The sequence below is a fragment of the Psychrobacillus sp. FSL K6-1464 genome (assembly GCF_038003145.1).
Lineage (GTDB): Bacteria > Bacillota > Bacilli > Bacillales_A > Planococcaceae > Psychrobacillus > Psychrobacillus psychrotolerans.
The window spans coordinates 2,016,842-2,043,329 of sequence record NZ_JBBOOP010000001.1 but is presented as its reverse complement, the minus strand read 5'-3'; the positions used below and the strand labels follow the sequence as shown (position 1 = coordinate 2,043,329).

Annotated in this window: 30 protein-coding genes and 1 pseudogene; 30 read left to right on the top strand and 1 reads right to left on the bottom strand. The window is 33.4% G+C overall.

Annotated features, from left to right (window positions below; all coding sequences use genetic code 11):
* The first annotated feature begins 292 nt into the window (after window positions 1–292).
* From MKX39_RS10295 to MKX39_RS10160, 29 genes and pseudogenes are all read left to right on the top strand, one after another.
* Window positions 293–853, top strand: a complete 561-nt coding sequence (locus MKX39_RS10295) for an AAA family ATPase (protein ID WP_340769510.1) — start codon at window positions 293–295, stop codon at window positions 851–853.
* Window positions 854–1,023: 170 nt separating this feature from the next.
* Entirely contained in the window at window positions 1,024–1,314 is a 291-nt protein-coding gene (locus MKX39_RS10290) for a DNA-binding protein (RefSeq protein ID WP_340769509.1), read from the top strand.
* 124 nt (window positions 1,315–1,438) lie between these two features.
* Complete coding sequence (locus MKX39_RS10285) at window positions 1,439–1,879, top strand: NUDIX hydrolase (RefSeq protein ID WP_340769508.1); 441 nt, start codon at window positions 1,439–1,441, stop codon at window positions 1,877–1,879.
* 132 nt (window positions 1,880–2,011) lie between these two features.
* Window positions 2,012–2,785 (top strand): GNAT family N-acetyltransferase, encoded by a 774-nt coding sequence (locus tag MKX39_RS10280; RefSeq protein ID WP_340769507.1) that lies wholly within the window; start codon window positions 2,012–2,014, stop codon window positions 2,783–2,785.
* An 85-nt stretch (window positions 2,786–2,870) separates the two neighbouring features.
* The gene (locus tag MKX39_RS10275) at window positions 2,871–3,464 is read left to right on the top strand and encodes a DUF2441 domain-containing protein (RefSeq protein ID WP_340762514.1); all 594 of its coding nucleotides are present in this window, start codon (window positions 2,871–2,873) and stop codon (window positions 3,462–3,464) included.
* A gap of 201 nt (window positions 3,465–3,665) precedes the next feature.
* Complete coding sequence (locus tag MKX39_RS22340) at window positions 3,666–3,950, top strand: TIGR04104 family putative zinc finger protein (RefSeq protein WP_445678022.1); 285 nt, start codon at window positions 3,666–3,668, stop codon at window positions 3,948–3,950.
* A gap of 188 nt (window positions 3,951–4,138) precedes the next feature.
* Entirely contained in the window at window positions 4,139–5,002 is an 864-nt protein-coding gene (locus tag MKX39_RS10270) for a nucleotidyltransferase domain-containing protein (protein ID WP_340769506.1), read from the top strand.
* A 53-nt stretch (window positions 5,003–5,055) separates the two neighbouring features.
* On the top strand, window positions 5,056–5,760 hold the full coding sequence (locus tag MKX39_RS10265; RefSeq protein ID WP_340769504.1) for a DUF5694 domain-containing protein: 705 nt from the start codon (window positions 5,056–5,058) through the stop codon (window positions 5,758–5,760).
* A 16-nt stretch (window positions 5,761–5,776) separates the two neighbouring features.
* The gene (locus MKX39_RS10260; RefSeq protein ID WP_340769502.1) at window positions 5,777–6,223 is read left to right on the top strand and encodes a hypothetical protein; all 447 of its coding nucleotides are present in this window, start codon (window positions 5,777–5,779) and stop codon (window positions 6,221–6,223) included.
* Window positions 6,224–6,621: 398 nt separating this feature from the next.
* Window positions 6,622–6,981: a hypothetical protein gene (locus MKX39_RS10255; protein WP_340769501.1), complete on the top strand. Its 360-nt coding sequence runs from the start codon at window positions 6,622–6,624 to the stop codon at window positions 6,979–6,981.
* A 70-nt stretch (window positions 6,982–7,051) separates the two neighbouring features.
* Window positions 7,052–7,762, top strand: a complete 711-nt coding sequence (locus tag MKX39_RS10250) for a response regulator transcription factor (RefSeq protein WP_340769500.1) — start codon at window positions 7,052–7,054, stop codon at window positions 7,760–7,762.
* Window positions 7,759–8,694: a sensor histidine kinase gene (locus MKX39_RS10245; RefSeq protein WP_340769499.1), complete on the top strand. Its 936-nt coding sequence runs from the start codon at window positions 7,759–7,761 to the stop codon at window positions 8,692–8,694. The genes MKX39_RS10250 and MKX39_RS10245 overlap by 4 nt, the downstream gene beginning before the upstream one ends.
* A gap of 107 nt (window positions 8,695–8,801) precedes the next feature.
* Window positions 8,802–9,725, top strand: coding sequence for an ABC transporter ATP-binding protein (locus tag MKX39_RS10240; protein WP_340769498.1), 924 nt, complete (start codon window positions 8,802–8,804; stop codon window positions 9,723–9,725).
* Entirely contained in the window at window positions 9,718–10,407 is a 690-nt protein-coding gene (locus MKX39_RS10235) for an ABC transporter permease (protein WP_340769497.1), read from the top strand. The genes MKX39_RS10240 and MKX39_RS10235 overlap by 8 nt, the downstream gene beginning before the upstream one ends.
* A 149-nt stretch (window positions 10,408–10,556) precedes the next feature.
* Entirely contained in the window at window positions 10,557–10,871 is a 315-nt protein-coding gene (locus tag MKX39_RS10230; RefSeq protein ID WP_093533782.1) for an ArsR/SmtB family transcription factor, read from the top strand.
* A gap of 87 nt (window positions 10,872–10,958) precedes the next feature.
* Window positions 10,959–11,387, top strand: a complete 429-nt coding sequence (locus MKX39_RS10225) for a DMT family transporter (RefSeq protein ID WP_340769496.1) — start codon at window positions 10,959–10,961, stop codon at window positions 11,385–11,387.
* Between the two features lie 12 nt (window positions 11,388–11,399).
* Entirely contained in the window at window positions 11,400–11,864 is a 465-nt protein-coding gene (locus tag MKX39_RS10220) for a DMT family transporter (protein ID WP_340769495.1), read from the top strand.
* A gap of 512 nt (window positions 11,865–12,376) precedes the next feature.
* Window positions 12,377–12,646, top strand: coding sequence for a hypothetical protein (locus MKX39_RS10215; protein ID WP_340769494.1), 270 nt, complete (start codon window positions 12,377–12,379; stop codon window positions 12,644–12,646).
* A gap of 147 nt (window positions 12,647–12,793) precedes the next feature.
* On the top strand, window positions 12,794–13,207 hold the full coding sequence (locus MKX39_RS10210; protein WP_340769493.1) for a hypothetical protein: 414 nt from the start codon (window positions 12,794–12,796) through the stop codon (window positions 13,205–13,207).
* Window positions 13,208–13,302: 95 nt separating this feature from the next.
* On the top strand, window positions 13,303–13,509 hold the full coding sequence (locus MKX39_RS10205) for a hypothetical protein (protein WP_340769492.1): 207 nt from the start codon (window positions 13,303–13,305) through the stop codon (window positions 13,507–13,509).
* Window positions 13,502–13,708 (top strand): DUF4830 domain-containing protein, encoded by a 207-nt coding sequence (locus MKX39_RS10200; protein WP_340769491.1) that lies wholly within the window; start codon window positions 13,502–13,504, stop codon window positions 13,706–13,708. The genes MKX39_RS10205 and MKX39_RS10200 overlap by 8 nt, the downstream gene beginning before the upstream one ends.
* Before the next feature lie 604 nt (window positions 13,709–14,312).
* Window positions 14,313–15,029, top strand: coding sequence for a hypothetical protein (locus MKX39_RS10195; RefSeq protein WP_340769490.1), 717 nt, complete (start codon window positions 14,313–14,315; stop codon window positions 15,027–15,029).
* Window positions 15,030–15,163: 134 nt separating this feature from the next.
* A pseudogene (locus MKX39_RS10190) lies at window positions 15,164–15,714 on the top strand (DUF402 domain-containing protein).
* Window positions 15,715–15,902: 188 nt separating this feature from the next.
* A complete protein-coding gene (locus MKX39_RS10185; RefSeq protein ID WP_340769488.1) occupies window positions 15,903–16,337 on the top strand; it encodes a hypothetical protein in 435 nt (144 codons plus the stop codon).
* 492 nt (window positions 16,338–16,829) lie between these two features.
* A complete protein-coding gene (locus MKX39_RS10180; RefSeq protein ID WP_340769487.1) occupies window positions 16,830–18,092 on the top strand; it encodes a sigma-54 interaction domain-containing protein in 1,263 nt (420 codons plus the stop codon).
* Between the two features lie 186 nt (window positions 18,093–18,278).
* On the top strand, window positions 18,279–19,589 hold the full coding sequence (gene brnQ / locus MKX39_RS10175; protein ID WP_340771415.1) for a branched-chain amino acid transport system II carrier protein: 1,311 nt from the start codon (window positions 18,279–18,281) through the stop codon (window positions 19,587–19,589).
* A gap of 38 nt (window positions 19,590–19,627) precedes the next feature.
* On the top strand, window positions 19,628–21,205 hold the full coding sequence (locus MKX39_RS10170; protein ID WP_340771413.1) for an amidohydrolase: 1,578 nt from the start codon (window positions 19,628–19,630) through the stop codon (window positions 21,203–21,205).
* 1,070 nt (window positions 21,206–22,275) lie between these two features.
* The gene (ltrA, locus tag MKX39_RS10165; RefSeq protein WP_340768888.1) at window positions 22,276–23,604 is read left to right on the top strand and encodes a group II intron reverse transcriptase/maturase; all 1,329 of its coding nucleotides are present in this window, start codon (window positions 22,276–22,278) and stop codon (window positions 23,602–23,604) included.
* A gap of 595 nt (window positions 23,605–24,199) precedes the next feature.
* On the top strand, window positions 24,200–24,487 hold the full coding sequence (locus MKX39_RS10160) for a hypothetical protein (RefSeq protein WP_093537610.1): 288 nt from the start codon (window positions 24,200–24,202) through the stop codon (window positions 24,485–24,487).
* A gap of 381 nt (window positions 24,488–24,868) precedes the next feature.
* Here MKX39_RS10160 and MKX39_RS10155 read toward each other — a convergent pair whose 3' ends face one another.
* The gene (locus tag MKX39_RS10155) at window positions 24,869–25,882 is read right to left on the bottom strand and encodes a zinc-dependent alcohol dehydrogenase family protein (RefSeq protein ID WP_340769486.1); all 1,014 of its coding nucleotides are present in this window, start codon (window positions 25,880–25,882) and stop codon (window positions 24,869–24,871) included.
* 228 nt (window positions 25,883–26,110) lie between these two features.
* Between MKX39_RS10155 and MKX39_RS10150 the strand changes: the two genes are divergently transcribed.
* On the top strand, window positions 26,111–26,479 hold the full coding sequence (locus tag MKX39_RS10150; RefSeq protein ID WP_340769485.1) for a winged helix-turn-helix transcriptional regulator: 369 nt from the start codon (window positions 26,111–26,113) through the stop codon (window positions 26,477–26,479).
* Window positions 26,480–26,488 lie beyond the last annotated feature (9 nt).

Sequence of the window (26,488 nt, the reverse complement as noted above, 5' to 3'; positions counted from 1 at the left end):
TAAATATAATGCGGTAACTGGAACTATTGGGTTAGGAACAGGAGTTTTTTGTTTAATAGCTAGCATATTATTTTATTTCAATAATATATAAGGATATTAAAAGAAGCAGGACCAGGAAAACTAACAGGCAAACTCATAAAAAATCTATTGAATACATTAAGTGTAGTGCCAACTATAAAATAACTAACCAAAAATTAAGTATTGGCAGTTCCTTGTATGCATTGAAAATGACTTTTATATAACGATAGAGATTAAAATTCGAAAAGGATAAATACTTTTGGAGGAAAATACGATGAAAAAGTTTGTTTTTATATTTGGACCCCAAGCAGTTGGAAAAATGTCGGTAGGTCAAGAATTAGCTAAGGAAACAGGTTTAAAGCTATTTCATAACCATATGACAATTGACTTATTGGAGCCACTCTTTGGATTTAGTACGGAAATGTGGAAATTAACACATCTATTTAGGCGGGAAATATTTAAGTCATTTTCAAAAAGTGATAGTTATGGAATGATTTTTACTAAGATATGGTATTTTGATAAAAAAGAAGATTGGGATGAAATAGAAAATATGTGTCAAATAGTAGCATCAGAGGGAGCTGATATTTATTTTGTAGAATTAGAAGCTAAAGTAGAGGAAAGGTTAATACGAAATAAGTCTACTCATAGGCTTGAACATAAGCCAACTAAAAGAAATATTAAACAATCGGAACAACATTTATTAGAGACTATGGAAAGTAGTAGACTGAATTCAAAAACAAATGAAATCAAGAGAGAAAATTATATCAGAATAGATAATACAGATTTGAGTCCGGAAAAAGTTGCTCAATTAATAAAACAAAATTTTCAATTGTAGTGTTCACAGACTTTTATGAAATAACTAAAACTACATAAAAATATAGGTTCAATATTTAAAGCAAGTCTGCGTTCTTAGAACATAACGTGTGGAAAAGAGTAAGAAAAACAGAAGCATTATTAATAGATTTAGGTAGCTAAAAGTTAGACATATATTTAGGAGGAGAAACGATGACTTGGTCTTTTATTTGGTTAGCCGCAGGAATTGCTGTTGCGGGATATTTTATTGGAGATGGGTTAAAGAACTTTAAAAATCCAGATGCGAAAAACTTTATTGATCCCTTAGATGAAGGTGATGAACATGAATTGATTAAAGAAAATGATGTGCATTATTTTATGGGTATATCGAAAGAAGATGCTAAGTCATTAATCCAAGAGCATTCGGATATTCCACATATTGTTATAAATAGCCAAGTATACTACCCGAAAGGGAAATTACGAAAATGGTTAATGGATGTGTAAAAGTGAATTTCCTCGGTTAAATTTATTAAATAAGTGCCTTAAATGGATGTTGAAGAGTAGTGTTTAACTTATGTTCGACACTCATATGGTATGTAGGATTTACAAAGAATAGGAGGCAATGACTTTGGAACAAAACACGTCGTCTGTTTACACACCACCTAAACATTTTCTTTCAGCAGCAACTATTGTGCTCAACGAACACAAGGAAATTCTGCTTATTAAAGGTCCTATAAGGGGTTGGGAAATGCCCGGTGGAATAGTTGAGGAAGGTGAGTCTCTGACAGATGCTGCAATAAGGGAAACTAAAGAGGAGTCAGGAATTGATATTGAAGTTGTAAAATTCTGCGGAGTTTTTCAAAATGTGAATAAGTCCATTTGCAATACTCTTTTTTTAGCCAAGCCAACTGGTGGCATCTTAACTACTTCTCCGGAGAGTTTAGAAGTGGGGTTTTTCCCTATCGAGCAGGCTTTGAAAATGATAACTATTGAAAATTTTAGACAAAGAATAGAATACTGTCTTGATAGTAGCAAACATCCATTTTGTGTGGAATTTGAAAATCTGTGAAAATTGGTAATCTCATATGATTCAATCACTATACACAATCGAGCAATTTAAGCATCTCTATTCTTAAACTGACATCACCATAATATAGTCACACAAATTTTAGTAATATAATATGAGAAAGTGGGAAATTGAATGATTTATGAAGCCGATGTTCATGTAAGGGAAAAGTTATTACCTATGTTTAATAATATGGATAGCACTATTGTTCTTTCATATCTCCAAGGACATATGGGAACTGCTTGGGTTGATGACCTTGAGAATCCAACGGTTGCGCAGATAACTGTCGGTATTTTTGTATACTTTGCAGGAGACCCTAATACAGAAGCAGCAGAAGAATTATTAAATAATCTATCTGATTTCAGTCTTGTAATTGTCGATACGGAAGAGTGGAAAAGTCGTATAGAAACTGTTCACATAGGAAAAATTGAAAAGTTTGATCGGTATAGATTTGAAAAGAACCCAGTGCATTTAGATAGGACACATTTACAGAATCTATTGTCTACATTACCAGAAGGCTACGAAATAAAGAAAGTGGACAAAAAAATAGTAAATGCGCCTACTTTCCACGAAGTTTCCGAGGACTTTGTGAGTCAGTTTGAATCTATTGATGATTTTATAGACAGAGGGATCGGATATGCTATTTTACATGATGGAAAAATTGTTTCGGCAGCAACTTCTTTTAGTATATATGACGAAGGTATAGAGATTGAAATAGCTACAAATTCTGATTATCGAAAGAAAGGTTTAGCGACTATTGTAGCGTCCGCCTTGATATTGGATTGCCTAGATAAAGGAAAGTATGCTAGTTGGGATGGAGCCAACCCTGAGTCAGTTAAATTAGCAGAAAAGCTAGGGTACATATTGAAAGAATCGTATGATACATATTTCATTAATAATACAAAGTAGTTTTCTAAGTCATCTCTTTTTTTATAGATTGAGGGATAGGTACTTAAAATACTTATTGATTTAGATGAGAGATAGGAGTGCGATTATGATAGAGAATGAACTGTATGTTTATCACATTGTCACTAGGAAAAAAATGAGTATAGGACAAATTATTAACTTTGATAAGAACCAAAAGAATACCTTATATAGTTTCTTTTTTGAAAAGGAGCAATTAAATTCTAAAGGAGAGGACTTTTTTCATATCTTACATGAACATTATTCAAGTGAAGGAATGTCTTTGAATACCGAAGATGCCAATGTTGCTATTAAGTATGCCGGTCAGACGATAAGAGCTATTAGAGAAGTGATAGTAGAAATGGTAAGACTTCAAGAATATCCAGAATACCCTTCTAGAATGTCTTGTTTATATGCTACAAAAAAATATGAAGACGTATTGAAATGGAAAGAATTATTTATTTCCTTTGATCGAAAGGTTTTGCAGATAGTTAAGCTTCGAGTTATGGGGAATTCTTTTGAAGGTGATGGAAATCTCCTACCAAAGGAAGATGGAGTTCCTTTTTCACGAAAAATAGAACAAGCAAGAGAATATTGGAGGGGAAATATGAACAATGAGTTACCAGAACTCTTAATAGACGGAGAAATAGAAGTGGTTGAAATCATAGATGATTTTACTGTATAACACCCATATTGTTTGAATATGGCTAACTCTTAAGGGACTAATGAATTAGCTCATTTAAGAAAGTGTGTTGAAATAAGTAATATGTAATTGAATTCTGATTTTTTGATGGATAAGGCGTGATTTTACCGTGATAACCAAAGGAAAGAAGTTGATTAAGGAACTCTAGAGTAAAATAGGTTAATAATAGAAAGGAATTATATTATGCAAAAGTGTAATAACTGCAACTTTCCGTTTAAATGGGGCAAAATTTACAATTCTATCATGTGGTTTTACAAGCCAATTCAATGTGAACAATGTGGGACTGCTCATACGATATCTTTTTCCTCAAGATTTCTAGCATCTTTTATGGTACTTCCAATACCAATTTTCGGTCTAATTTTGTCGCCCTCTGAAAATGAATATATAAATGTTTTAATAGGTATTTGCATTAGTCTTGCATGCTCATTATTAATACCATATTTCGCTAAATATGAGAATAATACATAATAAATTTAGAGTTGTGAAAACCTAAAGGGAAATGATTTATAGTCTACATATTGAGCTATTAATACATTTCTTGGCCCTGTTCAACCAAAGTAGCTGCTTATTTGATTAATATTTTTTTGTTTTTAAGAATTTTTATAATATTAAATATATTGAATATTTTATAGGGGAATAGGAGCTGTTTATTAGGGATGGAATTTATAAGTAGACATTTAGCTAGAGATTTATCATTGCCAAGACATCGTGATAGCCTCCTGGCAAATGCTTTAAAAGATTTAACATCTGACTCTAATGTGCTGGCTATTTATCTAGCGGGTTCTTTGGCTAGGGGAAACTATGATAATTATTCCGATATTGATATACATATAATAGTTTCCCCTGAGAGGAAAGCCGATTATATAAAGGATAAACGTCATAGAGCAAAAAAATGGGGGGAAGTGCTGTTTTATGAAGACTTTAATCCTTCTTCGCCGGTAGTAGTTACTCATTATGACTCCTTTATAAAAGTAGATAGCTGGTATCATTCGCCTGCAGAAGTTGTAGCTTCCATCTGGTTAAAAGGGTATAAAGTTCTCTATGATCCAAATAATATTATTAACAAAACCATCAAGGAATCATCATACGAGGTATATAAACCGTCATCTGATGAAGTTATTTTTTGGAGAGGAAAACTTCTTGCTTTCATACATGAAATATACAGATCGGTAATGAGGGGAGAAATATATTACGCTTTATCTAATTTAGATAGAGTAAGATGGCTAGTTGTTTATGGATGGTATTTGGAGATGGAGGAACATTTAGATAGTGCATACGGTGTTTGGTCAAAAATAGAGGGGGAAAGAAGTAAATTAAATGAAAAACAGTTAGCTCTTTTAGAAAGCTGGGATTGTGAACGTTATCCGGATCAAATTATGAAAACAATGGTTAGTATGGTTCCAGAAATCCTTCGACTAAATAAATATCTAAGTATTCAAGTTAATATCGAAGAAAATGAAAACCATATTAAAAAAATTATAGAGATGGCAGTACCTTATAACTTACCCAAAAGCGATTAGTTTGCTTTACATACATTAATAAGTAATATCCTAACCAAAAAGGAGTGGTATTAGTGAAAGAGAATAAGCCAAGTGTTTTAGTGCTTGGAACTTTTCATATGAGTGAATACGAAGAACTACATTCACATAAACGACAAGAGGAAATGGAAGAACTAATCAATCAAGTAGTGAAGTTCAAACCAACTAAAATAGCAGTTGAAATGGTAGCCGATATGAACGATAGTTTAAATATTAAATATAAACAGTACAGATTTAGGAATTATAACCTAGAGATGAACGAGATATACCAAGTGGGCTTTCGCATAGCTACAAGATTTGCGCATGAACAGCTCTATGCAGTAGATTGGATGGGTAAAGCTGATCTGAGTTATGTTGAAATGGAGAAGTGGTTAAAAGAAAACCAACCCGAACTTTACAAGGAAATATTTGAAGGGTTATATTTTCCGGAATTTACGACTAATAAAAGTGTCTTGGATTATTATAGAGAACTCAATGAACCTACCTGGTTAAATCAATTACATAAGGTATATTTAAATATGTCACGTATAGGAGACTTCGATAATTATATTGGTATGGAATGGTTGAGTTGGTGGTACAAACGAAACTTAATTATTTATTCTAATTTAACTCGTTTAGTACATTCAGGAGAAGAGAGGATATTATTGATTGTTGGTAGTTCTCATAGCTCAATCATTACAAAGTTCCTGGAAGAAAGTGAAGCTTTTAAGATCGAAAACCCTTTGGATTATCTTTCTTAAAGGAAAAGAGTAGAAAGTGAGTGGTGTGAATATGCTTGACAGAAAATTATTTGCTGCATTTTTTACTTCGGTAATTTGCTATTTCATTGTGCCGCTCTTTTTCGATTATTCTTCTGAATGTTATTTTGTTATAGGATTGTCTGTGAGCATTGTTACAGTACCGATACTTTTCGTGGTGGGTATACTTTCTTCGTTAGCATATGAATCATTTAACTTTAGTAAAAATATTGGTTTGTCTTATTTAATACATTTAGGATGTGCCTTACTTTGTGCATTCCTTTTTTCATTAACAGCTACAGGAGTTTTGGTTACTGCTGTACTTATCTCATTTGTTAACGCAACAATCTTTTTCATTATCGATAATCTAAGTAGATATATAGAAGGGCTAGGAAAGAACAGTGAGGGTAAATTAAAAAGGGCTGTTGATATTTCAGCTCAAGAAGGAGACTCAAGAAAAGATTAGTAGGCGGTGGCTTTATGTTTAAGAAAAGTATTGAATACTCTTTAATGTATTTTGTAGTATCTACTCTTTGGCAATTACTTGTAAACGGTAAAATTAGATGGATAGATAATATTATGATTTGTTTTATTATCTTTCTGATTTTAATGATTTATGAGTGGTCTAAAAAACCTTATAATTGGAATAAGGGTAAACAATGAATAATTTTTTTGAATTTAATGGCAGTTTTTAGTTATTTATAAGAGGTTAAAGGAATATGAAATAATTTGTAGAATATTATCTATAATGATTAAATAATGTAATCGTGCGTATTAGAGAGACAACTCTAATACGCTTATTTATTGAGGAAGAGTTCAGCTTAAGTTATGGACTTAGAAAGTATACGGTGGGAGGGATTAATAATGACATACTATAATAGAGCATTCAGACTTATTATAAAGCAAAACTTTATGTTACTAATCATATCTATAGTTTTGTTGGTGGTCACATTGGGATTTTGGGTAGGAATTCCTGTTTTTGTAATTGGGAATATACTTACTAAGTTTAATATTCCTGTTTTCATTCATATTGTTTGTATATCGATTTCAGTAGGTTTATTTTTTTCCTTATATTTTATTCCATTCCATTTAAAAGTTGCTCATTTAGTTGGGAAGATGAAAAATGAAAGTACCATAAAAGCATTCGGTCGTTTGCAGCTAGTATTTGTACTATTAAGTGCAACAGCATTTTATGTAATAATTAATGTAGTTCTTGTTCTATAAGGGAAGTAATTTGCTCGATATTTAGTATTCTGTAAATAGTAAAAAATATATACGATGGGGATGGTATTTTTTGAATAATAATATTTTGATAGTAGAGGACGATCATTATATCAGCAATATGATTAATGAGACTTTAACAAAACAAGGCTACAAAGTAACTGCAGTTTTTGATGGAGAAGAAGCATTAAAAGTATCAGATTCGCACAACTTTGTTCTAATTATACTTGATCTGATGCTTCCTAAAATAGATGGAATGGAATGTTTGAAAATCATTAGAACGAAGAGTATGGTTCCCATTCTAATCATGTCTGCAAAGGGCGAGGATGTAGATAAAGCACTCGGACTTGGATTTGGTGCAGATGATTATATATCAAAACCGTTTTCCATCATTGAGTTAGTTGCAAGGGTCAATGCGATTATTAGAAGACAAGCTCACTATACGAAAGTTTCTGATCTAAATAATGAATCTAGCAATGAAATAATTACAATTGGCGATTTGACTGTTGATATGAATAACTTTTCTGTAAAAAAAAATAATGTCGATTTAAAGCTAACTTTAAAAGAGTTTAGTATTTTAAAACTGTTTATAAGCAAACCTAACCAAGTTTTTACTAAAGCTCAAGTTTATAGCCTAGTTTGGCAAGAAGACTATTACGGTGATGAAAATATTATCAATGTACATATAAGACGCCTTAGAGAAAAAATTGAAGATGAACCTTCTAAGCCCAAATATATCAAGACATTATGGGGGATTGGTTATAAATTAGGGGAGGTAACATGACTTATTTAATACTAATATTATTAGCAATTTCTATATTTTTTAATATATACTTCCTGCGAAGTCGCTCAAAAAAGAAGAATGACATCATTTACATGGAAAAGAAGCTACAAAAAATTACTTCTGACAAAACCGATGAAAAACTGATGCTATACACGAGTGATAAACAGATTCAATCTCTATTAATACAAATAAATAGCCTATTAGAACATAATCAGAAAACAGTCGCGGATTTTCATGGGGTAGAAAGATCGATGAGAAAGATGCTCTCAAACGTTTCTCATGATTTAAAAACGCCTCTAACAGTTATTCTTGGATATATAGAAATTATATTAAATGATAAAACAATTAGTCCTGTAAAAATGAATTCCTTACTCCAAACAATTAATTTGAAAACAGTGGAAGTACTCGATTTAATTTCTCGATTTTTTGAACTTGTTAAAATTGAATCTGAGGACAGTAACTATGAAAACTCCAAAATTGATTTAAATGAGGTTTGTCGGAAAGTAATACTAGAATACTATGAAATACTTACCACAAAAGAATTCGAAGTGTCTGTTGAAATCCCTGAAGAGTCAACGTATGTCTGGGGAAATATAGAAGCGATTGAACGTATACTTAATAACTTAATTTCAAATTCGATTAATTACGGAGCAGAAGGTAAGATGATAGGTCTTAAACTTACAAGTTTAGATGATTGTGCATACATAGAAGTCTCTGATAAAGGTAAAGGGATTAGCGAGCACGATAAAGATCGTGTATTTGAAAGGCTTTATACAATGGAGGATTCTAGAAATAAACTCTATCAGGGTAGTGGAATAGGATTGACGATTACAAAAAGATTAGTGGAACAAATGAACGGAACTATATCTGTAAAAAGTATCCCATTTCAACAGACAACCTTTACTATCCAATTAAAACGATTGTCTTTTTAATAGGTTGTTTGAATCCGTACATAGCAACTTAAGATTTTTGTAAGAAACGAGTAAGAAAAAAGAGATTTTCCATGTTTACAATAGAAAATAAGAGAAGGAGGGGAAACATGACCTATATTATTCAAACAAATCATCTAACAAAAGATTTTCAAGGCAAAGCAGTCGTTTCCAATGTGAATCTGCATGTAAAAAAGGGAGAAATTTATGGCTTCTTAGGTCCCAACGGTGCTGGTAAAACGACCATCATGCGAATGATTATGAATTTAATCAAACCAACTAGTGGCGAGGTAGTCATTTTTGATGAAAAATTGACATCATCATCTTATGAGATACTAAAACGAATGGGAAGTATTATTGAGTATCCTATTTTTTATGATCAGTTAACAGCCGTTGAAAATTTAGAGCTACACTGTGAATATATGGGCTACTATAACAAAAATGCCATTAAGTCGGCTTTAGATTTAGTGAAGCTGAAAGAGTATGAAGGAAAGGCCGTAAAGGATTTTTCGTTAGGTATGAAGCAGCGACTTGGAGTAGCTAGAGCTATTGTAACGAAACCTGAAATTCTAATTTTAGATGAGCCTATAAATGGACTAGATCCGGAAGGTATTAAGGAATTTCGAAACCTTTTTCAAATGTTAAGTAAGGATTATGGAATGACATTGTTAATATCCAGTCACATCCTAGGGGAGATTGAGCAGATTGCGAATACAATAGGGGTGATTAAAAATGGAAAGCTTATAGAGGAAGTATCAATGGATCAGATTAGACTTCAAAATACCGAGTATATTGAGCTAAAAACTAATGATGTTAAAAAGGCTGCATTTGTAATCAATGAAAATCTGAGTATTTCTAACTTCAAAGTACTAGATGATTCCACAATACGTATTTACAACTTAGAAATACACCCAGGTGAAATAGCCAAAAATCTCGTGTTAAGTGGTGTATTAGTAGAATCTATTAACAAAAAAGATAATACGTTAGAAGACTATTTTTTAAAGCTGATCAATGGAGGCGTAACCCATGATTAAACTTATTAACTTGGAGATAAAGAAGTTCAAATTGATGAAATATTGGAAAGGTGTGCTCGGAGCTAATCTGGGGTTCATTATATTTATCGGTATGGTTTATTTTTTGAAAAAGGTCGAAGAAGAAATACCTTTTGATAATTTTGAAATGGCTTCAACTATTATTTCTGCAGTTGTAAGTGCAACTTTCATCATTTTCGCATCGGTGATCCTTGCAAAGTTAGTAATTGATGAATACAAAAATAAATCAATCGACTTAATGTTTACGTATCCTATCAGCAGAAAGAAAATTATGTCCGCAAAACTAATAATTGTAATGGTGTTTACCTTTATGACCGTATTGTTTTCGACACTATTTTTGAATGGACTTGTCTATATAATGGATGTCACTTTTGATATTTTGCCAGGAGATATTAGTATACAAGAGCTCATTAATAGCGTGTGGAAAAGCTTTTTCATTGCTTTCGCTGCTGCAGGCTTAAGTCTTATCCCATTACTAATTGGGATGTTGCGAAAATCTTCATCAGCCACAATAGTCTCTTCCATATTTTTAGTGACATTGACAAGTTCGGTAAGTAATAACTTCACTTTCTCTTCAGTCATGACAGTTTCCATTTCACTAGCTTTGTTAGGAATAATTATAGGTTGGCTATCCATTAGAAATGTAGAAAAAACAGATTTATAATAACTTAGAAATACAAACAGTACGTTAAAGTTAATAAGAGTTATTATATAGGAAAATAAGTTTGGATAAGTATTTCCATGCTATATTTTCCTATTTTTATTTTTGCATAGTGATTTGACATATCGAGAAGAATCGATATACTATTTCTTATGGATTATATTGATGTATTTAAAGCATTATCTAACGAAACACGTCTTAATATTTTACAGTGGTTAAAAGAACCAGAGAAGCATTTCCCTAAACAAGGCGCTCACATACCAAAGGAGGTTAGCTTTAAAGGCGGAGTATGTGTAGGGGACATACAAGAAAAAGCCAAAGTTTCTCAATCTACGGTATCTCACTACTTAAACTTAATGCAGAAAGTAGGTTTGCTGGAATCTGTTCGTTATGGTCAGTGGACTTATTATAGAAGAGACGAAGAAGGCATTCGTCAGTTAGCTGAATATTTTAGAACGGAAATCTAAGTTAATCTGATTTTCGTTATTTTTTTCTTTTTAATATCGATAATTCTAGATATCTAAATACAACGAAACGTTCGGAGGAGTTAAAATATGCGTTATATTGCATATATATTTGCGTTATTTGCAGGAGTAGCCCTTAGCTTTGAAGGTGCTATTTATGCTGAGCTAGGTAAAAACATAGGGAAGCTAGAAACCAGTTTTTATAATTTTTTAATGGGTTCGATTATTCTTGGCTTACTATGGATATTTTTTGGTAAAGGTAAAATATCACATGTAGTTGAAGCGCCAAAGTGGACTCTACTTGGTGGTGCATTAGGAGTCGTATATTTAACAGCTATTGTCATTAGTGTTCCGTTTGTTGGTGTTGGAATAACGATGGTTGCCGTTATTCTAGGTCAATTATTAATGAGTATGGTTATTGAGCATTATGGTTGGCTCGGAAGTAAGAAAGCCAAAATTAATAAGGAAAAAATATTTGCTGTGATATCAATGGTTATCGCGCTTATTTTAGTTAACTAGGAGGTTTAAAAAATGAGTATATTTATGATTCTTTTTACTTTACTTGGTGGGATTACATTGAGTGCACAATCAGCTATAAATGGTACATTTAGCCGGAAAGCAGGAACAATTGAAACAACTTTCCTAACCTTTTTAACTGGTTCTATGTTTTTAGCTATCCTTATTCTCTTCTTTGGACAAGGAGATATATTTGCCATCTTCAAAGCACCTGTTTGGCAATTAAGTGCGGTATTTTTAGGAGTATTATTTCTTTTGTTTAACGTCTTTGCAGTTCAAAAAATAGGAGTTATTGCAACCAGTATTACTGTTATCACAGGACAACTAATGATTGGGGTTATAATTGACCATTTTGGTTGGTTTAACAGTTTGATCATTACACTTGATATGAAACGTTCGTTAGCTTTACTGTTTATGATTATTGCCTTATATTTTATCTATAAAGGAAATAAACGCTCTCATGAAGAGGCAACTGAATAGTAATTTACTAAATAAAAGTGTCCCAACTATTGCTAACGTTGGAACACTTTTTATTTATATTCTTAATGAACCAGGCTGCTGAGTATTTTAGTTTTTTAGTGTTTTCTAAAATTAGGACATGTAGAAGGAAGATATTCATTTGCATTCAAGATTAAATATAATTGATATTATCTGGACCATTCTGATTTTCGGAATTATCTCGATTTTCATCATAAATCTATTAATCGTTTGGGGTTTTTTCAAAAGTAAAAGGAAAATTAGATCATATAGAAGAAAAGTTGTAGGGGTGAATTAGTTTCAATCGAGGTAAATTATTTCCATTGGTATTTATCAAGATATGTCACACTTTCTAACTCGTGATGAAGCTATTGAAAACTATAGAATAACAGAAATTCGCTATAAAATGGAACCTCAAATCGTTTCAATCGTATTAAAGGAACGCAGCAGTTTAGTTTAAGAAAGGACTAGATATTTGAGGTGAAATATAGAAGGTCTAAAGGGGGAAAAGTTGAATGAATAAAAGTTTACAGGCATTTTCGATTATCTTTTTAGGTGTATGTATTGTTATTAGTTCTTGGTTCATATCTGAGGCTTTGAAGACTAATAATAGTGAAAATGTTGAAAGTCAAAATGAAAAAGTACAAAACGAAAACCGTTACGAACATATAATGATAGTTACTGACTATTTTAGAATTTTTGATAAACAAACAGGCGAATACTGGGAACAAATTGGTGGCGGAGATTGGGAGAAAAATACACCTATATTAAACCCTAACAAGTAATTACATCACTAACGGGCACTTTACTTCAAGAAGGAGTAGAGCCTTTTTTCTTATTGAACTATAAGTAGGTGTTTTTGGAAAAAATATTGAAGTATTTGTTATAGCGCCAGTCAGAGACAGAATTATTATTAAAAGGGAGGTAGAAATATGATTACTAAAGAGGTCTACGAACAAATTCAGAAGAATAAAACACATTTTCTCCTGTTTAATTCCGTCGTGTTATTTGCATTTGGTGCAGCTTTCTTTCCATTAGTCATCCCAATGACAGAAGGTTTTTCACTGTATCTTTTTTCTATATATATAATTGTGTGCTTCTATGTTAGTAGCATTTATATCGGGCTTTATCAAAAATGGATTAAAGTATTTATTTCTGTATTACTTATAAATAGTGCTGGTCTAATAGGAAGGGTAGCATTGGAATGGGGAGAATATGGTATTTCTACATATTTAACATTTCCAATCGTCAGTAGTTATATTCTATTTGTACCATTTTTCGTAACTGTTTTGTATGTAATGATAAAAAAAGTACAACACAATAAAAGACAGTTAGATACAAGATAGATCTTTTTATAAGGATGCTTTTTTCATTTGGTTCAACGTTCTACCAATGGAATCGATAGAGGATAATACCACTATTAAAACAATGAGGTGTTGTTTTGAAAATGAGAATGTTTTTAATACTTGTTGGGATATTATTTGTTTCAACTTGTAGTCAAGAAAACCTTAATGAACAACACGAAGTTTATTTATCAAACAAAGGGTGGGAAATTAGAGAGTCAATCGAAGTTGAAGCATATATATTAGATATTCCTGATGAAATGCTTAGTAATTATGAAGCGAGTGGAATTAACATTTTTGAATGAGTATTTAGGTGAAGAAATTACACAGCATTCCTATGAGTTGAAAGAAGAAGATGTTGAAGGGGAACGTTTGAAAGCAGTAATATTAGAAGTAAAAGAAGAGATTATTGGGGGGTATGGAATTCTTCCAAGTTGGAGCCCTGGTACATTTAATTTGGACGATAAAGAACGTCTAATCAATGAACAAAAAATTAAACAATAATATTCAACACTGTTTAAAAATTAAGTCCTTATTAATAACGGGTGATTTACTTCAATATGGAGTAAATTCTTATTCCTTATTAAGCTAGGAATTTTTATTTGTTTCTTTAAACTGAACATCCACCTCTAGAAAGACTTCCTTACGATGGAGAATTGGTGACTTTCAATCATTGTGAGCTCTTCGTAATACAATAATAGAAGATTTTCCTGCACTGTTTGCCCCAAATAAGCCAACTACCTTCCTAAGTTTGATGCTAAAACTAATGTTGTCGCTAGCTTTTTTTGTACCGTATATGATCGATAAATTTTTGACAGTTAAGATCATATTTGTTCCTTCTAAATAAGACTTTGGAAATTACTATATCAAAGAGTTGTGGGGGGGCGTGTCTTATTGGAAGCTTTTATAAATATGGATTTTAAATAAGGTCTGAATAAAAAGCTGTATGTTCCAAGGACGATCCTCCGTAAAGTGTGCAAGTGAAGTAAAGCGTTCCTTTTCTTATTAAACTACCGCTGCAGGTTAGTAGAAGAAGGTTTAATTTTCTAAATATTTAAAAATTTTGTAACTTATATTAAAGATAAGGGTCTAATAATTTGGAGGTGTTATGATGAAAACTTTTAAAAAAATGATATTTATTTCAGTATTTGCTATGTTGCTATCTGCTTGTAGTAACTCCATATCTCTTAAAGGCTGTCCTGATGCAGAAATTGAATGGGTGGATATGCTGATGATTGATGATATAAAATACGAGCATCATTTTCCTGAACCAGTGAATGAAAACCTTCCTATAACGATTGAAAAAGGCAGAGAAATTGGTAAGGTGAAATATGAGATGGCTGATAGTGCATGTAGTAATCACGAGATGCAAAATGGTGATGCGGCGTTTTTAAAAGAAGAAACAATCATTTATGAAATAAAAGGATATCCAACTTCATTGGTAGTTGCTGCAAATGATGTTGTATATGTAGCCAATACAAATAAAAGGGCGAAAACGGCAGGAGAACTTTACCCTATGGATAAGTTGGTGAAGAATATCTATATTCAAAGCACCGAAGATGGCAAGAAAATGCATACATTCTCACAGTCTTCTAAGGATAAGTTCCTTGCCACATTTGATGATTTGAAATTAGAGGATGTACAGTCATTAATAGATGAAGGAAAGCTAGAAGGTACTCGCCTATTTTTAGAGATTGAACTTAATAACGGTGTTTCATTTAGGCTACTTTACTGGGGCGATTCCAATACATTTCATATAGGAGCAATTGGGAACGACGAAATAAAGGAAATAATTAACGATGAAGTAACAAATCTAGGTAAATAATATCCTTAAATATAATTAATATGGCGGAAACTTATATTCCCTAAGATCAACAATAAAGAAACATTTTATGCTTTTATAGATGTTACACTTATTAAATGGTGGAAAACGTTTGAAAGAAAGGAGAAAATATAAAGATGGACAATTTAAGTAAATCAATGATTCAAAGACGGGATAAAATAATAGAAAGAAAAATATGTTATGACACTACAGTTGTAGAACATAGCTGTACACTGTTAAAAGCACAAAATCAATATTTCGTGCTTTTTCACAAAATAATAGATACCTTTACTATGATAGCAAACCAAACAAAATTAACTATTCCTAAAGGGAGTTATACAATCGCATATTACTGGGAAGATCGTCCATATAATTTATATATATGGAGAGATAATGAAGGTAACTATTTAGGCTCCTATTTTAATATCGTGAAAAATACATATAAAACAGATAAGTTGGTATCCTTTGAGGATTTGGTTATTGATATTATGGTTCTTCCTAATGGGGACTACTTATATTAGACGAGGATGAGTTACCTGAGCCATTAGATCATTTTGAGAATGGTGTTGTACAACAGGCTCTAAACTCATTAACGGATTCCATTGATATTCTTCTTCCTCAGACTATTTCAGACGCGGATAATACATTTAAACATAAAGACCTTCTTCCTTGGTTGAACGAGATATGATGACATTTAGTTAAGATTTTTTTATACCTTGATATTCCACAAATGGGCTTGTTAGTTTAATAAGAATCTCTGTTCTTATTAAACTAACGGGTGATTTAGTAAAGTGCTTGCTCAACTAAAGCCACAGTTTAGTTGAATAAGCTTAGGCAATAATTGAGGAAGGAAAAATAGCTAAAGAGGTGATTTTATTGATACTCCCGAAAGGCATTACAGGATTTATCGAGAATATGGAGGAAATGATAGACGGACAACAATTTAAAAAAATTTGTTATGAAGTATTGAGAGATGATAAAGGAGAAGTTCTTAAATTTGAGGTTCCTCTCTATCCACTTAATTACTTTAAAGTTCATATTCGTTTAAAGGGAGAGTTATTTTATATCCTTTTAAATGAGTACTACCCCTATATTGCCTTCGCTAATAAATGTGAACATATTGTTATTGAATTTACGGATTTGCCAGCATTCACGAAAGGCTTCAATGAATATTATACTGTCCTTACAAAAAAAGAATTAAATTTACCATTCTTCAAAAAGGAACATGATTTAGAAGAAGTTGAGTTGAGACAGGCAGCTTATTGGCAACCCCGTTCAATCGGTGAAGTAATCTTCAACTGTTGGGATTAAAGAATACATGATAATTGAAAAGTAACATTAACTAATATAAAAGGGCAGCATTTCTGTTTAAAGATAATAGCGATAAGTAAATTTCGTTATTTATTAGATGCTAATCTTTCTGAATGGGATGTTATATATACATTTGATCCATTATCCCGAAAATAAAGGATATGGTATATCTTTTATAAAAAGAAAGAATATAGAGATTACTGCTTCTGTGCTTCATGTTAAAGATGAATTGGATTTTCAAGTAACAAGAAGAAATGGAACAATATATTTGAGCAATTATAAACTATTTGAATAGGGGTTTTTAATGGTTATAAACGAAAGAAGTAAAAATGGAACTCAGGATTAGATTTTAAAATTTTGTTGCTTTAGAAAGAAAGGGTCGATGAATACATGAAATTCAATGAACTCGAACATTTATCTGAGTATGATAATGTGTTAGTGGTTGATTAACATGGGATAACAATTTTCTACGATTTAGCAGATTTACATATTTTGAAGCAACTTGGGCTTAAACCCGAAGAGTTTTTAAGAAAAAGCGTAACGTCCTTTTATAAAAACTTACCAATTGAAAAAAGTACTTTAATGTCCGTTTTAAAAACGGGCGAACCTATATGGAATACCGAACAAGAACTAACATCCAATAATGGATTTACATATACATCTAGAAGTTCTACCTTCCCTATTCATAATGGAGTCTCGATCGTAGGAGCTATAGAGTTTTCGAAGCACTACTATCAGAAAGAAAATATACAATTACTTGAGCAATTTGCTAGTCATAAAATATATCGAAAAAACAACACCATATATACAATCGATAACCTTATTTCGCAAAGCAATGTAATGGATGAAATAAAGAGAAAAATTAATAAAGTTGCTAGTACTGATTCCACGATATTGATAACTGGGGATACGGGGACTGGTAAGGAAATTGTTGCGCAGTCTATTCACAATTTAAGTAATCGCTATGCACAACCGTTTATCTCTATAAATGCTAGTGAAATTCCATCAACTTTTTTGGAACATATATTATTCGGAACAGAAAAAGATCATCTATCTACTACGCCTAATATTACTGGAATGTTAGAGCAAGCAAACGGTGGAACTATCTTTTTAGATGAAATTAGTGCGTTAGATATTAAACTTCAAGCTAAATTATTGAGAGTAATCGAAGACAAACTCATTCGAAGAGTTGGCGGTAAACAGGATATTCATTTGAATATTCGTGTAATCGCGGCCACAAATGAAAATACAGATAAATTAATGAAAGACAAATTATTACGTGAAGACTTGTATTATCGGTTAAGTGTTTTTCAATTTGATTTACCACCATTGTCTGAACGGAAAGAGGATATCGAGGCACTTATTTATTATTATATCGAATTTTATAATCGGCACATGCAAATTAAAATTGACAAGGTAGATGATGAGGTCCTACATGCTTTTCAACAATATAATTGGCCAGGGAATGTGAGAGAACTTAAAAATGCGATAGAAACTGCGTACAATAATGCAAGTTCAAAAGATATTAAATTGGATGCTATACCAGTGAAAATAAGGAATTATTCAGGTGTAATGGAGAAAATAACTCTTTCGGATCATAAAATCAATCTAAAAGATAAAGTAGAAGAATATGAAAAAAGTTTAATCGTGAGAGAACTAAAAAATACTGGAGATAAACTTGCAGAAACAGCTAGAAGGTTAGGTCTCTCGAAACAACTATTAAAATATAAAATGGAAAAATACGAGTTGAGGTAAAAATATTTTTACGAGGGGGTGAAAAATTTACCTCCTTTTTTTATTTAGAAATATTAATTAATATAAAAGAAACAAAATATTATATTATTTATGTTTTGTCTAAATGATTGGAAAGTATTTTTGTAAGGGCTTTCAAATCGAAAGAAGATAAATAGTAGATAGAAAGAGGGGAAAAGAAATGAAAAAATCTACTCAACACAGTCTAATAGTAGGGTTGCATTATTTGCCATTTTCTTTGGTGCTGGAAATTTAATATTCCCACCTTCCATTGGAAATGTTTCGGGAACTGAAAGGGTATTAGCATTAATAGGTTTTTGTATTACTGGTATTGTTTTTCCTCTTTTAGCGGTGGTTGCCATATTAAATGCAGGTGGGAAATTTGAGGATTTAACGAGACCCATTAGTCCATGGTTTTATAAAGTCTTTAACTTGTTATTGATGGTTGGCATTGGAATGCTCGTGACTATTCCACGAATGTCTGCAACAACACATGAGCTTGGGGTTCATCAGTTATTTCCAAAGGTTCCTTCCTTAGTGACGATTATTGTGTTTTTTGTTATCAGCTTTTATTTTGCTATGGATAAATCGAATGTTATTGATAAAATAGGCAAAATACTCACACCTTTGCTAGTAATTATACTATTGTTTATTGTTGGAAAAGGTGTTTTGGATCCAATTGGTGTACCGGTGAAAACAGAAATACAAAATGCTTTCTCTAATGCGTTTATTAGTGCTTATCAAACAGGCGATGTAGTAACTGGTATTTTTTGTGCACCTATTTTTATAGCAGCAATAGCGGCTTTTGGTTATAAAGGAAAGCAAGCCCGTTCGATGGCTTTAACTGGAACGCTAATCGCTGGTTTAGGATTATTAGTTGTGTATGGGGGATTATTATTTCTTGGAGCTTCAGGAAGTGGCTTTTTTCAACCAGGTATTGAAGACACTGCATTAGTATCCAGTTTAATAGATATTTCACTTGGTAGTTTTGGTTCCATTGCTCTGGCGGTAGCAATTGCGCTAGCTTGCTTAACTTCTGCCATAGGAGTGATTGTTGTAATCGCTGATTTCTTGAATGATTTAACCAAAAAGAAACTTGGATATCGTCTATGGGTTGCGATAGTTTGTGTTGTTGGAATTGTAATAGGTTCAACTGGCGTTGGTGCTATTGTCACTTATACAATGCCGATCTTTACTGCACTCTATCCGGTAGCAATTGTATTAGTATTTTTAGGAACTTTCCGCAAATTTGTTCCAAACCCAGGATCATATCAAGGAGCCATTTTATTAACGTTCATCGTAAGTCTTTTTGAAACGGTCAACTCTTTAGGGTTAACTATTCCATTTTTAACTAACATGATCGCAAAACTTCCGTTGAGTGCAAATGGTTTTAGTTGGTTAATACCAGCCGTTTTTGGATTTATATTTGGTAGCGTTCTATATAAATATGTTCACAAAAGCAAAACCTCTAATCCGATTCATTCTGTAGAGGCAAAATAATATATATTAACATGACAAAGGAGACTTACACCTTGGAAATGACAAAAGTAATGTTTAAGAATGGTAAAATTTTCACATCTGATACGAATCAAAAATATGCGAATGCAATGATTATTTATAATGGAATAATTGAGTGGATAGGTGATCAAGATGAAATCGTAGATTTTCAAGGGGAGATAATTGATTTACAAAATCGTCGAGTTATACCGGGAATTATCGATGCACATATGCATCCTCTTTTACTAGCGAATTCTTCTAAACAAATTGCATGTACTCCTCCATTAGTATACTCCATAGGGGATATGATAAAAGAATTAGCAAAAATGATTGACGAAGAATGGATTGAAGGTTGGGGTTACGATGAAGGGAAATTGGAAGAGGGACGTACACCGAATCGACATGATTTAGATCAGGTTTCTATAGACAAGCCCATTGTTATTACACGTACATGTGGTCATATCATTTCTGTGAATAGTAAGGCACTTGCAATCGCAGGAATAGATAAGCATACATCTGATCCTGTAGGAGGTAAAATCGATCGAGACATGAACGGCGAACCAACGGGTGTGTTACGAGAGAGTGCTAGATTATTAGTGCTAGATAAAATGCCTCAGCTTTCTATGGACGAGAACGCTACTAGACTTGCTGAACTGACAAAGTCTTTATATGCACATGGTATTACAGCAATCACGGATCTGATGGCTAGCAACAAACCTATGGACTATGTAGATATCTATACTCTAGCTAGAGAAAAAGGTTTAAGCCATAACGTGGTTCTTTACTACATGTGGCATGATTTAAAGGTGAATCCTATATTGAATGAGGAAAACACTAATCGTGAACAACCTATTCATATCGGAGGTGTGAAACTATTTGCAGATGGAAGTGTATCAGGAAGAACTGCTTGGATCAATCCGTCATTTCTAGGTGATGAAGATAACTACGGAATCGCAACCACTTCCGAAGATGAGCTATTGGAAGCAATGGAATATGCTAAACAACATGGTGTTCAATTGGTAGTGCATGCAATGGGCGAACAGGCGATAGATTTAATCGTAAATACGTTTTATGGAATGGAAAGTTGGATACAAGATGGTCCATCCATTCGAATTGAACATGCAGCCATGCCTACCGCTCAAGCAATAGAACGAGCTGCTGAAATGGGAATTGCTTTTGTTCCACAACCTATATTCCTATATGCAGAAATTGAAAGTTATTTGAAGAATTTAGGAATCGAGCGTACAAAAACAACCTATCCTATTAATAAAATGCTAGAAGCAGGTATACCTGTTGCATTTTCTTCTGATGCACCAGCTACTGCATGGGCAGACCCAGTTAATCCTTTTATTGGTATTAAATCTGCTGTAACAAGAGTTGCCTATGATGGCACTGATACAGGCCAATCAGAAAAGATAGATGTAGAAACAGCTATTGAATTATATACGCGTGGTGCACAACAAATCACTCGCATTCCAAATATTGGCCAATTAAAATCAGGTTATCAAGCAGATTTTATAATTCTCAATAATGACATTTTGGAAATCTCACCAGATGAAATTGAACATATTAATGTAGAAGAGACATATGTTAAAGGAATCTCAGTTTATAAAAAGTAATAGATGAATAAGGAAGAAAAATACTAACCTAATATAAAGAGACAAGTAAAACACCTTTCGTTATCGGGCGGCACTGACTACCCTTTTTGAGACAGGAATAAAAACCCCTATATTTAGCCATTTTACGGTATTGAACCAGTGATTGGCTCCTTTGGTTTCATTTGAATCATGGATTACGTGAGTGATTGTTGCACTGCCCCATTCGGTCAGTGCAATTTTATTTATGTAGAAATAATGAGTTTATAAACTACGGTGGGGTTGCTACAAGAAGGATTAACGCAAAAAACGCCCGAAAATCGAGAAAGAACAAGCAAGAAATGAAGAAAAAGTTGTTTTTCAACGAGTAAACCTAAAAAAACGTTTTTTAGAGAACGGTTGAAATAGATAGGAGCGTTTAATTCTGGAACAAAGGAATTAACGCTCTTTTTGTTGAACTTATTATACGAATGGTTCAAAATACAATAAAATTAATTTTATAAAGATCTTTAAATAGGCGGTAGTTAGAATGCATTTGTTAGGGGAGTTTGTGAAATGTTTCACTTAAACTAACGCAGCAGTTGTGCGGCCGAGCCTAGGTCGTATCATATAGCGGGTGGGATTCCCGTCGAGAAAGAACTAGCCATTCACTCGTAGCGAGTCTTGGGGGGCTAATGGTAACATTAGCCTTTAAGCGTAGACAGTTAGGTGGCGGGCCGAAAGCCAACTGGTTGAAGGGATTGAGCTCCATAATGTTAGTAAATCGAGAGGGCTGATGCCTTAACTGCGGTAGAAAGCTACATTTTATCCTTCGCTAATGGCAAGAAGGATAAAACCTCTCTGGGGTCAGAGACCTTGGCACGTTACACATGGATATGATACGGCAACTCGGGAGACCCTACCGGTCTTTTCTTTTTTTTTAGAAGAGTATGGTGTACAAGCGATAATAAGCAAGGAAGCCAAATGCCGTTGTAGGGAGTCGGATAGCAGCGTAGTACCAATGAAGTTGGGTAATGCCGATGGAGGAAAGGCTGCTACCAAGTTATCACCCTTACTAGGGACACATTTACTACACGCGGAGGTAGGGATAATAAATGGAAACAAAACTATTAAGGATAGCAGAATTAGCAAAATCTGAACCGAGAATGAAATTTACATCACTTGCACATTTACTAAATAAGCAATCTCTAGTTCAATGCCATCATGAATTACTTAATAAGAAGGCAACTGGGATTAATGGCACAACTAAAGAGCAATACAGTGAAACACTAGAGGAAAATATAGTGGACTTAGTAAGTAGGCTCAAAAGTAAAAGTTATCATCCTGTTCCCGTAAGGAGAATGTACATTCCTAAGCTTAACTCCAGCAAGAAAAGACCGTTGGGGATACCGGAACATGAAGATAAGATTGTACAGAAAGGCGTTACAAAAATACTAAATGCCATCTATGAAAATGATTTTCTAGACTGCTCTTTTGGGTTCCGCCCAAATCGTAATTGCCACGATGCTTTGAAGATTTTAAACCATTATATTGAAAAGAAATCAGTAAGTTATGTAGTAGATGTAGATATCAAAGGATTCTTTGACAACGTTGATCACATATGGATGATGGAGTTCTTAAAACTGCGAATTGCTGACCCTAACCTACTAAGAATAATAGGTAGGTTTCTTAAAGGTGGATACATGGAGGAAGGCAAGAAATATAAGACAGATAAAGGCACACCGCAAGGTGGAGTCATATCTCCGATACTTGCCAATCTGTACCTCCATTATGTTCTGGACCTATGGTTTGAGAAGAAGGTCAGGAAAGAGTGTAAAGGCCACGCATATATAGTTAGATATGCAGATGATTTTGTGTGTTGCTTCCAATATAAGAGCGAAGCTGAGGTGTTCTTTCAATCATTAAAGGTAAGATTACAGAAGTTTAACTTAGAAATAGCGGAGGATAAAACCAAAATTATTCCCTTCGGGAGGTTTGCGGAGAAAGATACAAAAAAAACGGGGAATAGAAAACCTGCGACCTTCGATTTTCTCGGTTTCACACACTATTGTGGGAAGAGTAAACAGGGAAATTTTCGTGTGAAACGGAAAACAAGTAGGAAGAAGCTACAAGCTAAACTGAAGGAATCGAAAGAATGGATAAAGAGTAACCGAAATAATGATATTCATATGATTATGGATAGATTTAAACGCTCGCTTGTAGGTTACTACAACTACTATTGCATAACGGATAACACTCAAAGTGTTTACCAATTTAGAGACAAAATTCAATATTTACTCTTTAAATGGCTCAACAGAAGAAGTCAAAGAAAATCCTTTACTTGGGATAAATTCAATCTCTTTCTTCATAAATACCCGTTACCTTCACCAAGAATTAAAGTGAATATATACGATTTAAGAAAGAAGATTGGCTACATTTTGTGAATGATGACTAGGAGGAGCCGTGTGCGTGAATAGCGCAAGCACGGTTCTGTGAGGGGGGAGGAACACAATCTACCGTAAGGTAGAGAGGTTCCCTTCTACTCGACTAGTTGAAGAAGAAAATGGTAGTTTTTATGTCGCATTTGACACAAACTGCGAAGTAAAAGTAGAGAGTGTCCTAAAAGTAATTAGAATATAACCATAAAGATATATGGTATTGCGTAAACAATACACATTATGGCAAATACGGTTAGAAAGGTAATGAATGGGTGAGGTAATTTATTATAACGACTGATCAGAAGAATACCAACTAAGATAATAATAAAGACAAACAATAACTGTGACATGTTATGACCTCTCTTTCATGTATTAAGTTTACCATAAGAAGGAAGTTTCTTCTTAAGTTACATCAAGACTTCTTTGATAAGTTTAAGTCACAGTTCGACCATAATGTGTAATAAATGGGCAGGTGCTTATTCAACTAACGGGTGCTTTAGTCAACCACAATCCGGGCTTTCCCGGAAAACTAGCAAAGTGTCTTTGTCTTTATAGGACATGGTGTTATGGAACGCTACATTCATTAGGAGGAGGCATTGTTATGGAAATATACTGGGTTAACGGACAATATCAAGAAGATGAACGGATTTTTGATTCTCAGTTTGAAGTTTATGAATGGACGGACTCATTATATCAAGATTTCTCAAATGGCTTTTTGAGAAAAGAAAATATCGGTTATGCAACTCCTGATGTAAAGGTAATTGATTGTTTAACGGAACTAATACCACAATGGGCCGGATACACGAATGTAAATGTTACAATGCATAGAGATAAGATTGGGGTAGAAGGTAAAGATATATATAGAATTTGGACATCGTATAGTAGATAAAGTTATTCCACAATCGGGCACGATTATGGAAGATTACCTTTCTGTTTCTTCTTCCACTAACGGGTGCTTTAGTTGAATATCCGGGTTGCTTTGGCAACCCTTTCAAAAGCTGCAGTTTACTTTAAGAGTCGAGTATTTACTTAAACAACTTTATTCTTACCGTTCAGGATATAACGCGTTTGGGAACAGAGAAAGCGAGTGTACAATCTAAAATTAAACAAATGAAAAAGCAACGGTAAAAGTGCATTTTCACTTTTATCGTTGCTTTATTTCAATAGATAGTTCGAAATTCCAATCTTTAATCATAAGGGAAGCATTCTTCGTTAATGAATCAGAGTTTCATGACAACTCAGGAAAGATTGTTATTATCTTTCCTTTGACTTATTCAGAAACTTTAATGACAATTTTTCCAAAAGCCCCATGACCTAGATGCTCGTACGCTTTGATAGCCTCATCGAATGAGTACACTGTATCGATCACTGGATGAATATTTAGTTCATTAAAGGCTTTGTTCATGTCATTAAAAGCTTTGCGGTGACCTACATAGATGCCATGAATCTGTGCTTGTTTGGCTAATAATTTAAATAGATTCACTTCTGCCATCATGCTTTTCAGGAACCCAATGATATAAATATGTCCTTGAAGTGCAAGCGCCTCGATTGAGCGATTAATACTATCTCCACCGACAACCTCTAAAATATGCTGTGCACCTTTGCCATTTGTTAGTTTTAATACTTCTTGTTCCCAATCAGGTGTCTTCACATAGTTGATGACTTCTTTTGCACCTAATTTTTTTACTCGGTCACCTTTTTCATCACTGCTTGTTGTCACAATTACTCGTGCACCTAACGCAGAAGCCATTTGAATCGCAAAAACCGACACGCCCCCAGTACCTAAAACAAGTACTGTATCACCAGCTTTGATTTTGCCGTATTCGACTAATGAAAACCATACTGTTAATGGAGCAATTGGTAGTGTTGAGGCTTCTTCATCTGTTAAATTCGCTGGAGCCATGACCGCTGCATATTCTTCTAATAGCATATATTCTGAAAGCCCACCATCATTTGGTCCCCCTACTGCTGTTGGTGCATAATCTTCACTTGGTGCCCCATCTACCCATTTCGTATAAAGATGTGAAACAACACGATCCCCTACATTAAACTGTGTTACTTCTGCACCAATGCTCTCGACAACACCAACTGCATCAGATACAGGAATAAATGGTTTGCTCATTAAATCTGGTAAATAATCGCCGTCTATAATTGATTTATCACGAAAATTTAGTGATACTGCCTTTACCTTAATTAAAATTTGTTTTGGTCCTGGTGTTGGTTTTTCCATATCAACTAATTTTAAATTTGCTAATCCGACACCTTGTTTTTGCCATGCTTTCATTTGATCATTTCCTTTCTATTTTGAAGAGATATCGAAGGGAAATAAGATACAATCTCATGTCTCGGCTCCTCGATTGGTTCCTCTGTTGTTCTTCGATTAACTTTTAATACTTGCAAAATCTATGGTACTTTATATATGATAAGTTGAAAAGTACGCACATTTTTGTTTGGTACTATACATTTTGTGCCTTAGTACATTTTTTATACTACCCAAAATAGGAGTGACGATATGAGCAATATACAGAAAGAAATCAATGAGGATACGTACCCTTGCCCAGTGGAGGTAACCGTCGATGTCATAGGAGGAAAATGGAAGGGGCTAATTTTATATCACTTAACTTCTGGCCACAAACGATTTAATGAATTAGGTAGATTATTACCGAAAACAACGCAACGTATGCTAACGTTGCAGCTTCGAGAACTAGAAAAAGATGGCATTATTCATCGTGAAGTTTACCGAGAAATACCACCTAAAGTGGAATATTCGCTAACCAATTTTGGTGAAACATTAAAGCCAATTATCTTTTTAATGAGGGACTGGGGCGAAGCGTATGAAAACGAGGTTTTACTAAAACGAAAATCAAACGAAGTTGAATAATTTATTGCA

Coding starts and splice junctions, on each gene's coding strand:
- MKX39_RS10295 (WP_340769510.1), top strand. CDS start 293: ATGAAAAAGTTTGTTTTTATATTTGGACCCCAAGCAGTTGGAAAAATG.
- MKX39_RS10290 (WP_340769509.1), top strand. CDS start 1,024: ATGACTTGGTCTTTTATTTGGTTAGCCGCAGGAATTGCTGTTGCGGGA.
- MKX39_RS10280 (WP_340769507.1), top strand. CDS start 2,012: ATGATTTATGAAGCCGATGTTCATGTAAGGGAAAAGTTATTACCTATG.
- MKX39_RS10275 (WP_340762514.1), top strand. CDS start 2,871: ATGATAGAGAATGAACTGTATGTTTATCACATTGTCACTAGGAAAAAA.
- MKX39_RS22340 (WP_445678022.1), top strand. CDS start 3,666: ATGCAAAAGTGTAATAACTGCAACTTTCCGTTTAAATGGGGCAAAATT.
- MKX39_RS10270 (WP_340769506.1), top strand. CDS start 4,139: ATGGAATTTATAAGTAGACATTTAGCTAGAGATTTATCATTGCCAAGA.
- MKX39_RS10255 (WP_340769501.1), top strand. CDS start 6,622: ATGACATACTATAATAGAGCATTCAGACTTATTATAAAGCAAAACTTT.
- MKX39_RS10245 (WP_340769499.1), top strand. CDS start 7,759: ATGACTTATTTAATACTAATATTATTAGCAATTTCTATATTTTTTAAT.
- MKX39_RS10240 (WP_340769498.1), top strand. CDS start 8,802: ATGACCTATATTATTCAAACAAATCATCTAACAAAAGATTTTCAAGGC.
- MKX39_RS10235 (WP_340769497.1), top strand. CDS start 9,718: ATGATTAAACTTATTAACTTGGAGATAAAGAAGTTCAAATTGATGAAA.
- MKX39_RS10230 (WP_093533782.1), top strand. CDS start 10,557: ATGGATTATATTGATGTATTTAAAGCATTATCTAACGAAACACGTCTT.
- MKX39_RS10225 (WP_340769496.1), top strand. CDS start 10,959: ATGCGTTATATTGCATATATATTTGCGTTATTTGCAGGAGTAGCCCTT.
- MKX39_RS10220 (WP_340769495.1), top strand. CDS start 11,400: ATGAGTATATTTATGATTCTTTTTACTTTACTTGGTGGGATTACATTG.
- MKX39_RS10215 (WP_340769494.1), top strand. CDS start 12,377: ATGAATAAAAGTTTACAGGCATTTTCGATTATCTTTTTAGGTGTATGT.
- MKX39_RS10210 (WP_340769493.1), top strand. CDS start 12,794: ATGATTACTAAAGAGGTCTACGAACAAATTCAGAAGAATAAAACACAT.
- MKX39_RS10195 (WP_340769490.1), top strand. CDS start 14,313: ATGATGAAAACTTTTAAAAAAATGATATTTATTTCAGTATTTGCTATG.
- MKX39_RS10170 (WP_340771413.1), top strand. CDS start 19,628: ATGACAAAAGTAATGTTTAAGAATGGTAAAATTTTCACATCTGATACG.
- ltrA (WP_340768888.1), top strand. CDS start 22,276: ATGGAAACAAAACTATTAAGGATAGCAGAATTAGCAAAATCTGAACCG.
- MKX39_RS10160 (WP_093537610.1), top strand. CDS start 24,200: ATGGAAATATACTGGGTTAACGGACAATATCAAGAAGATGAACGGATT.
- MKX39_RS10155 (WP_340769486.1), bottom strand. CDS start 25,882: ATGAAAGCATGGCAAAAACAAGGTGTCGGATTAGCAAATTTAAAATTA.
- MKX39_RS10150 (WP_340769485.1), top strand. CDS start 26,111: ATGAGCAATATACAGAAAGAAATCAATGAGGATACGTACCCTTGCCCA.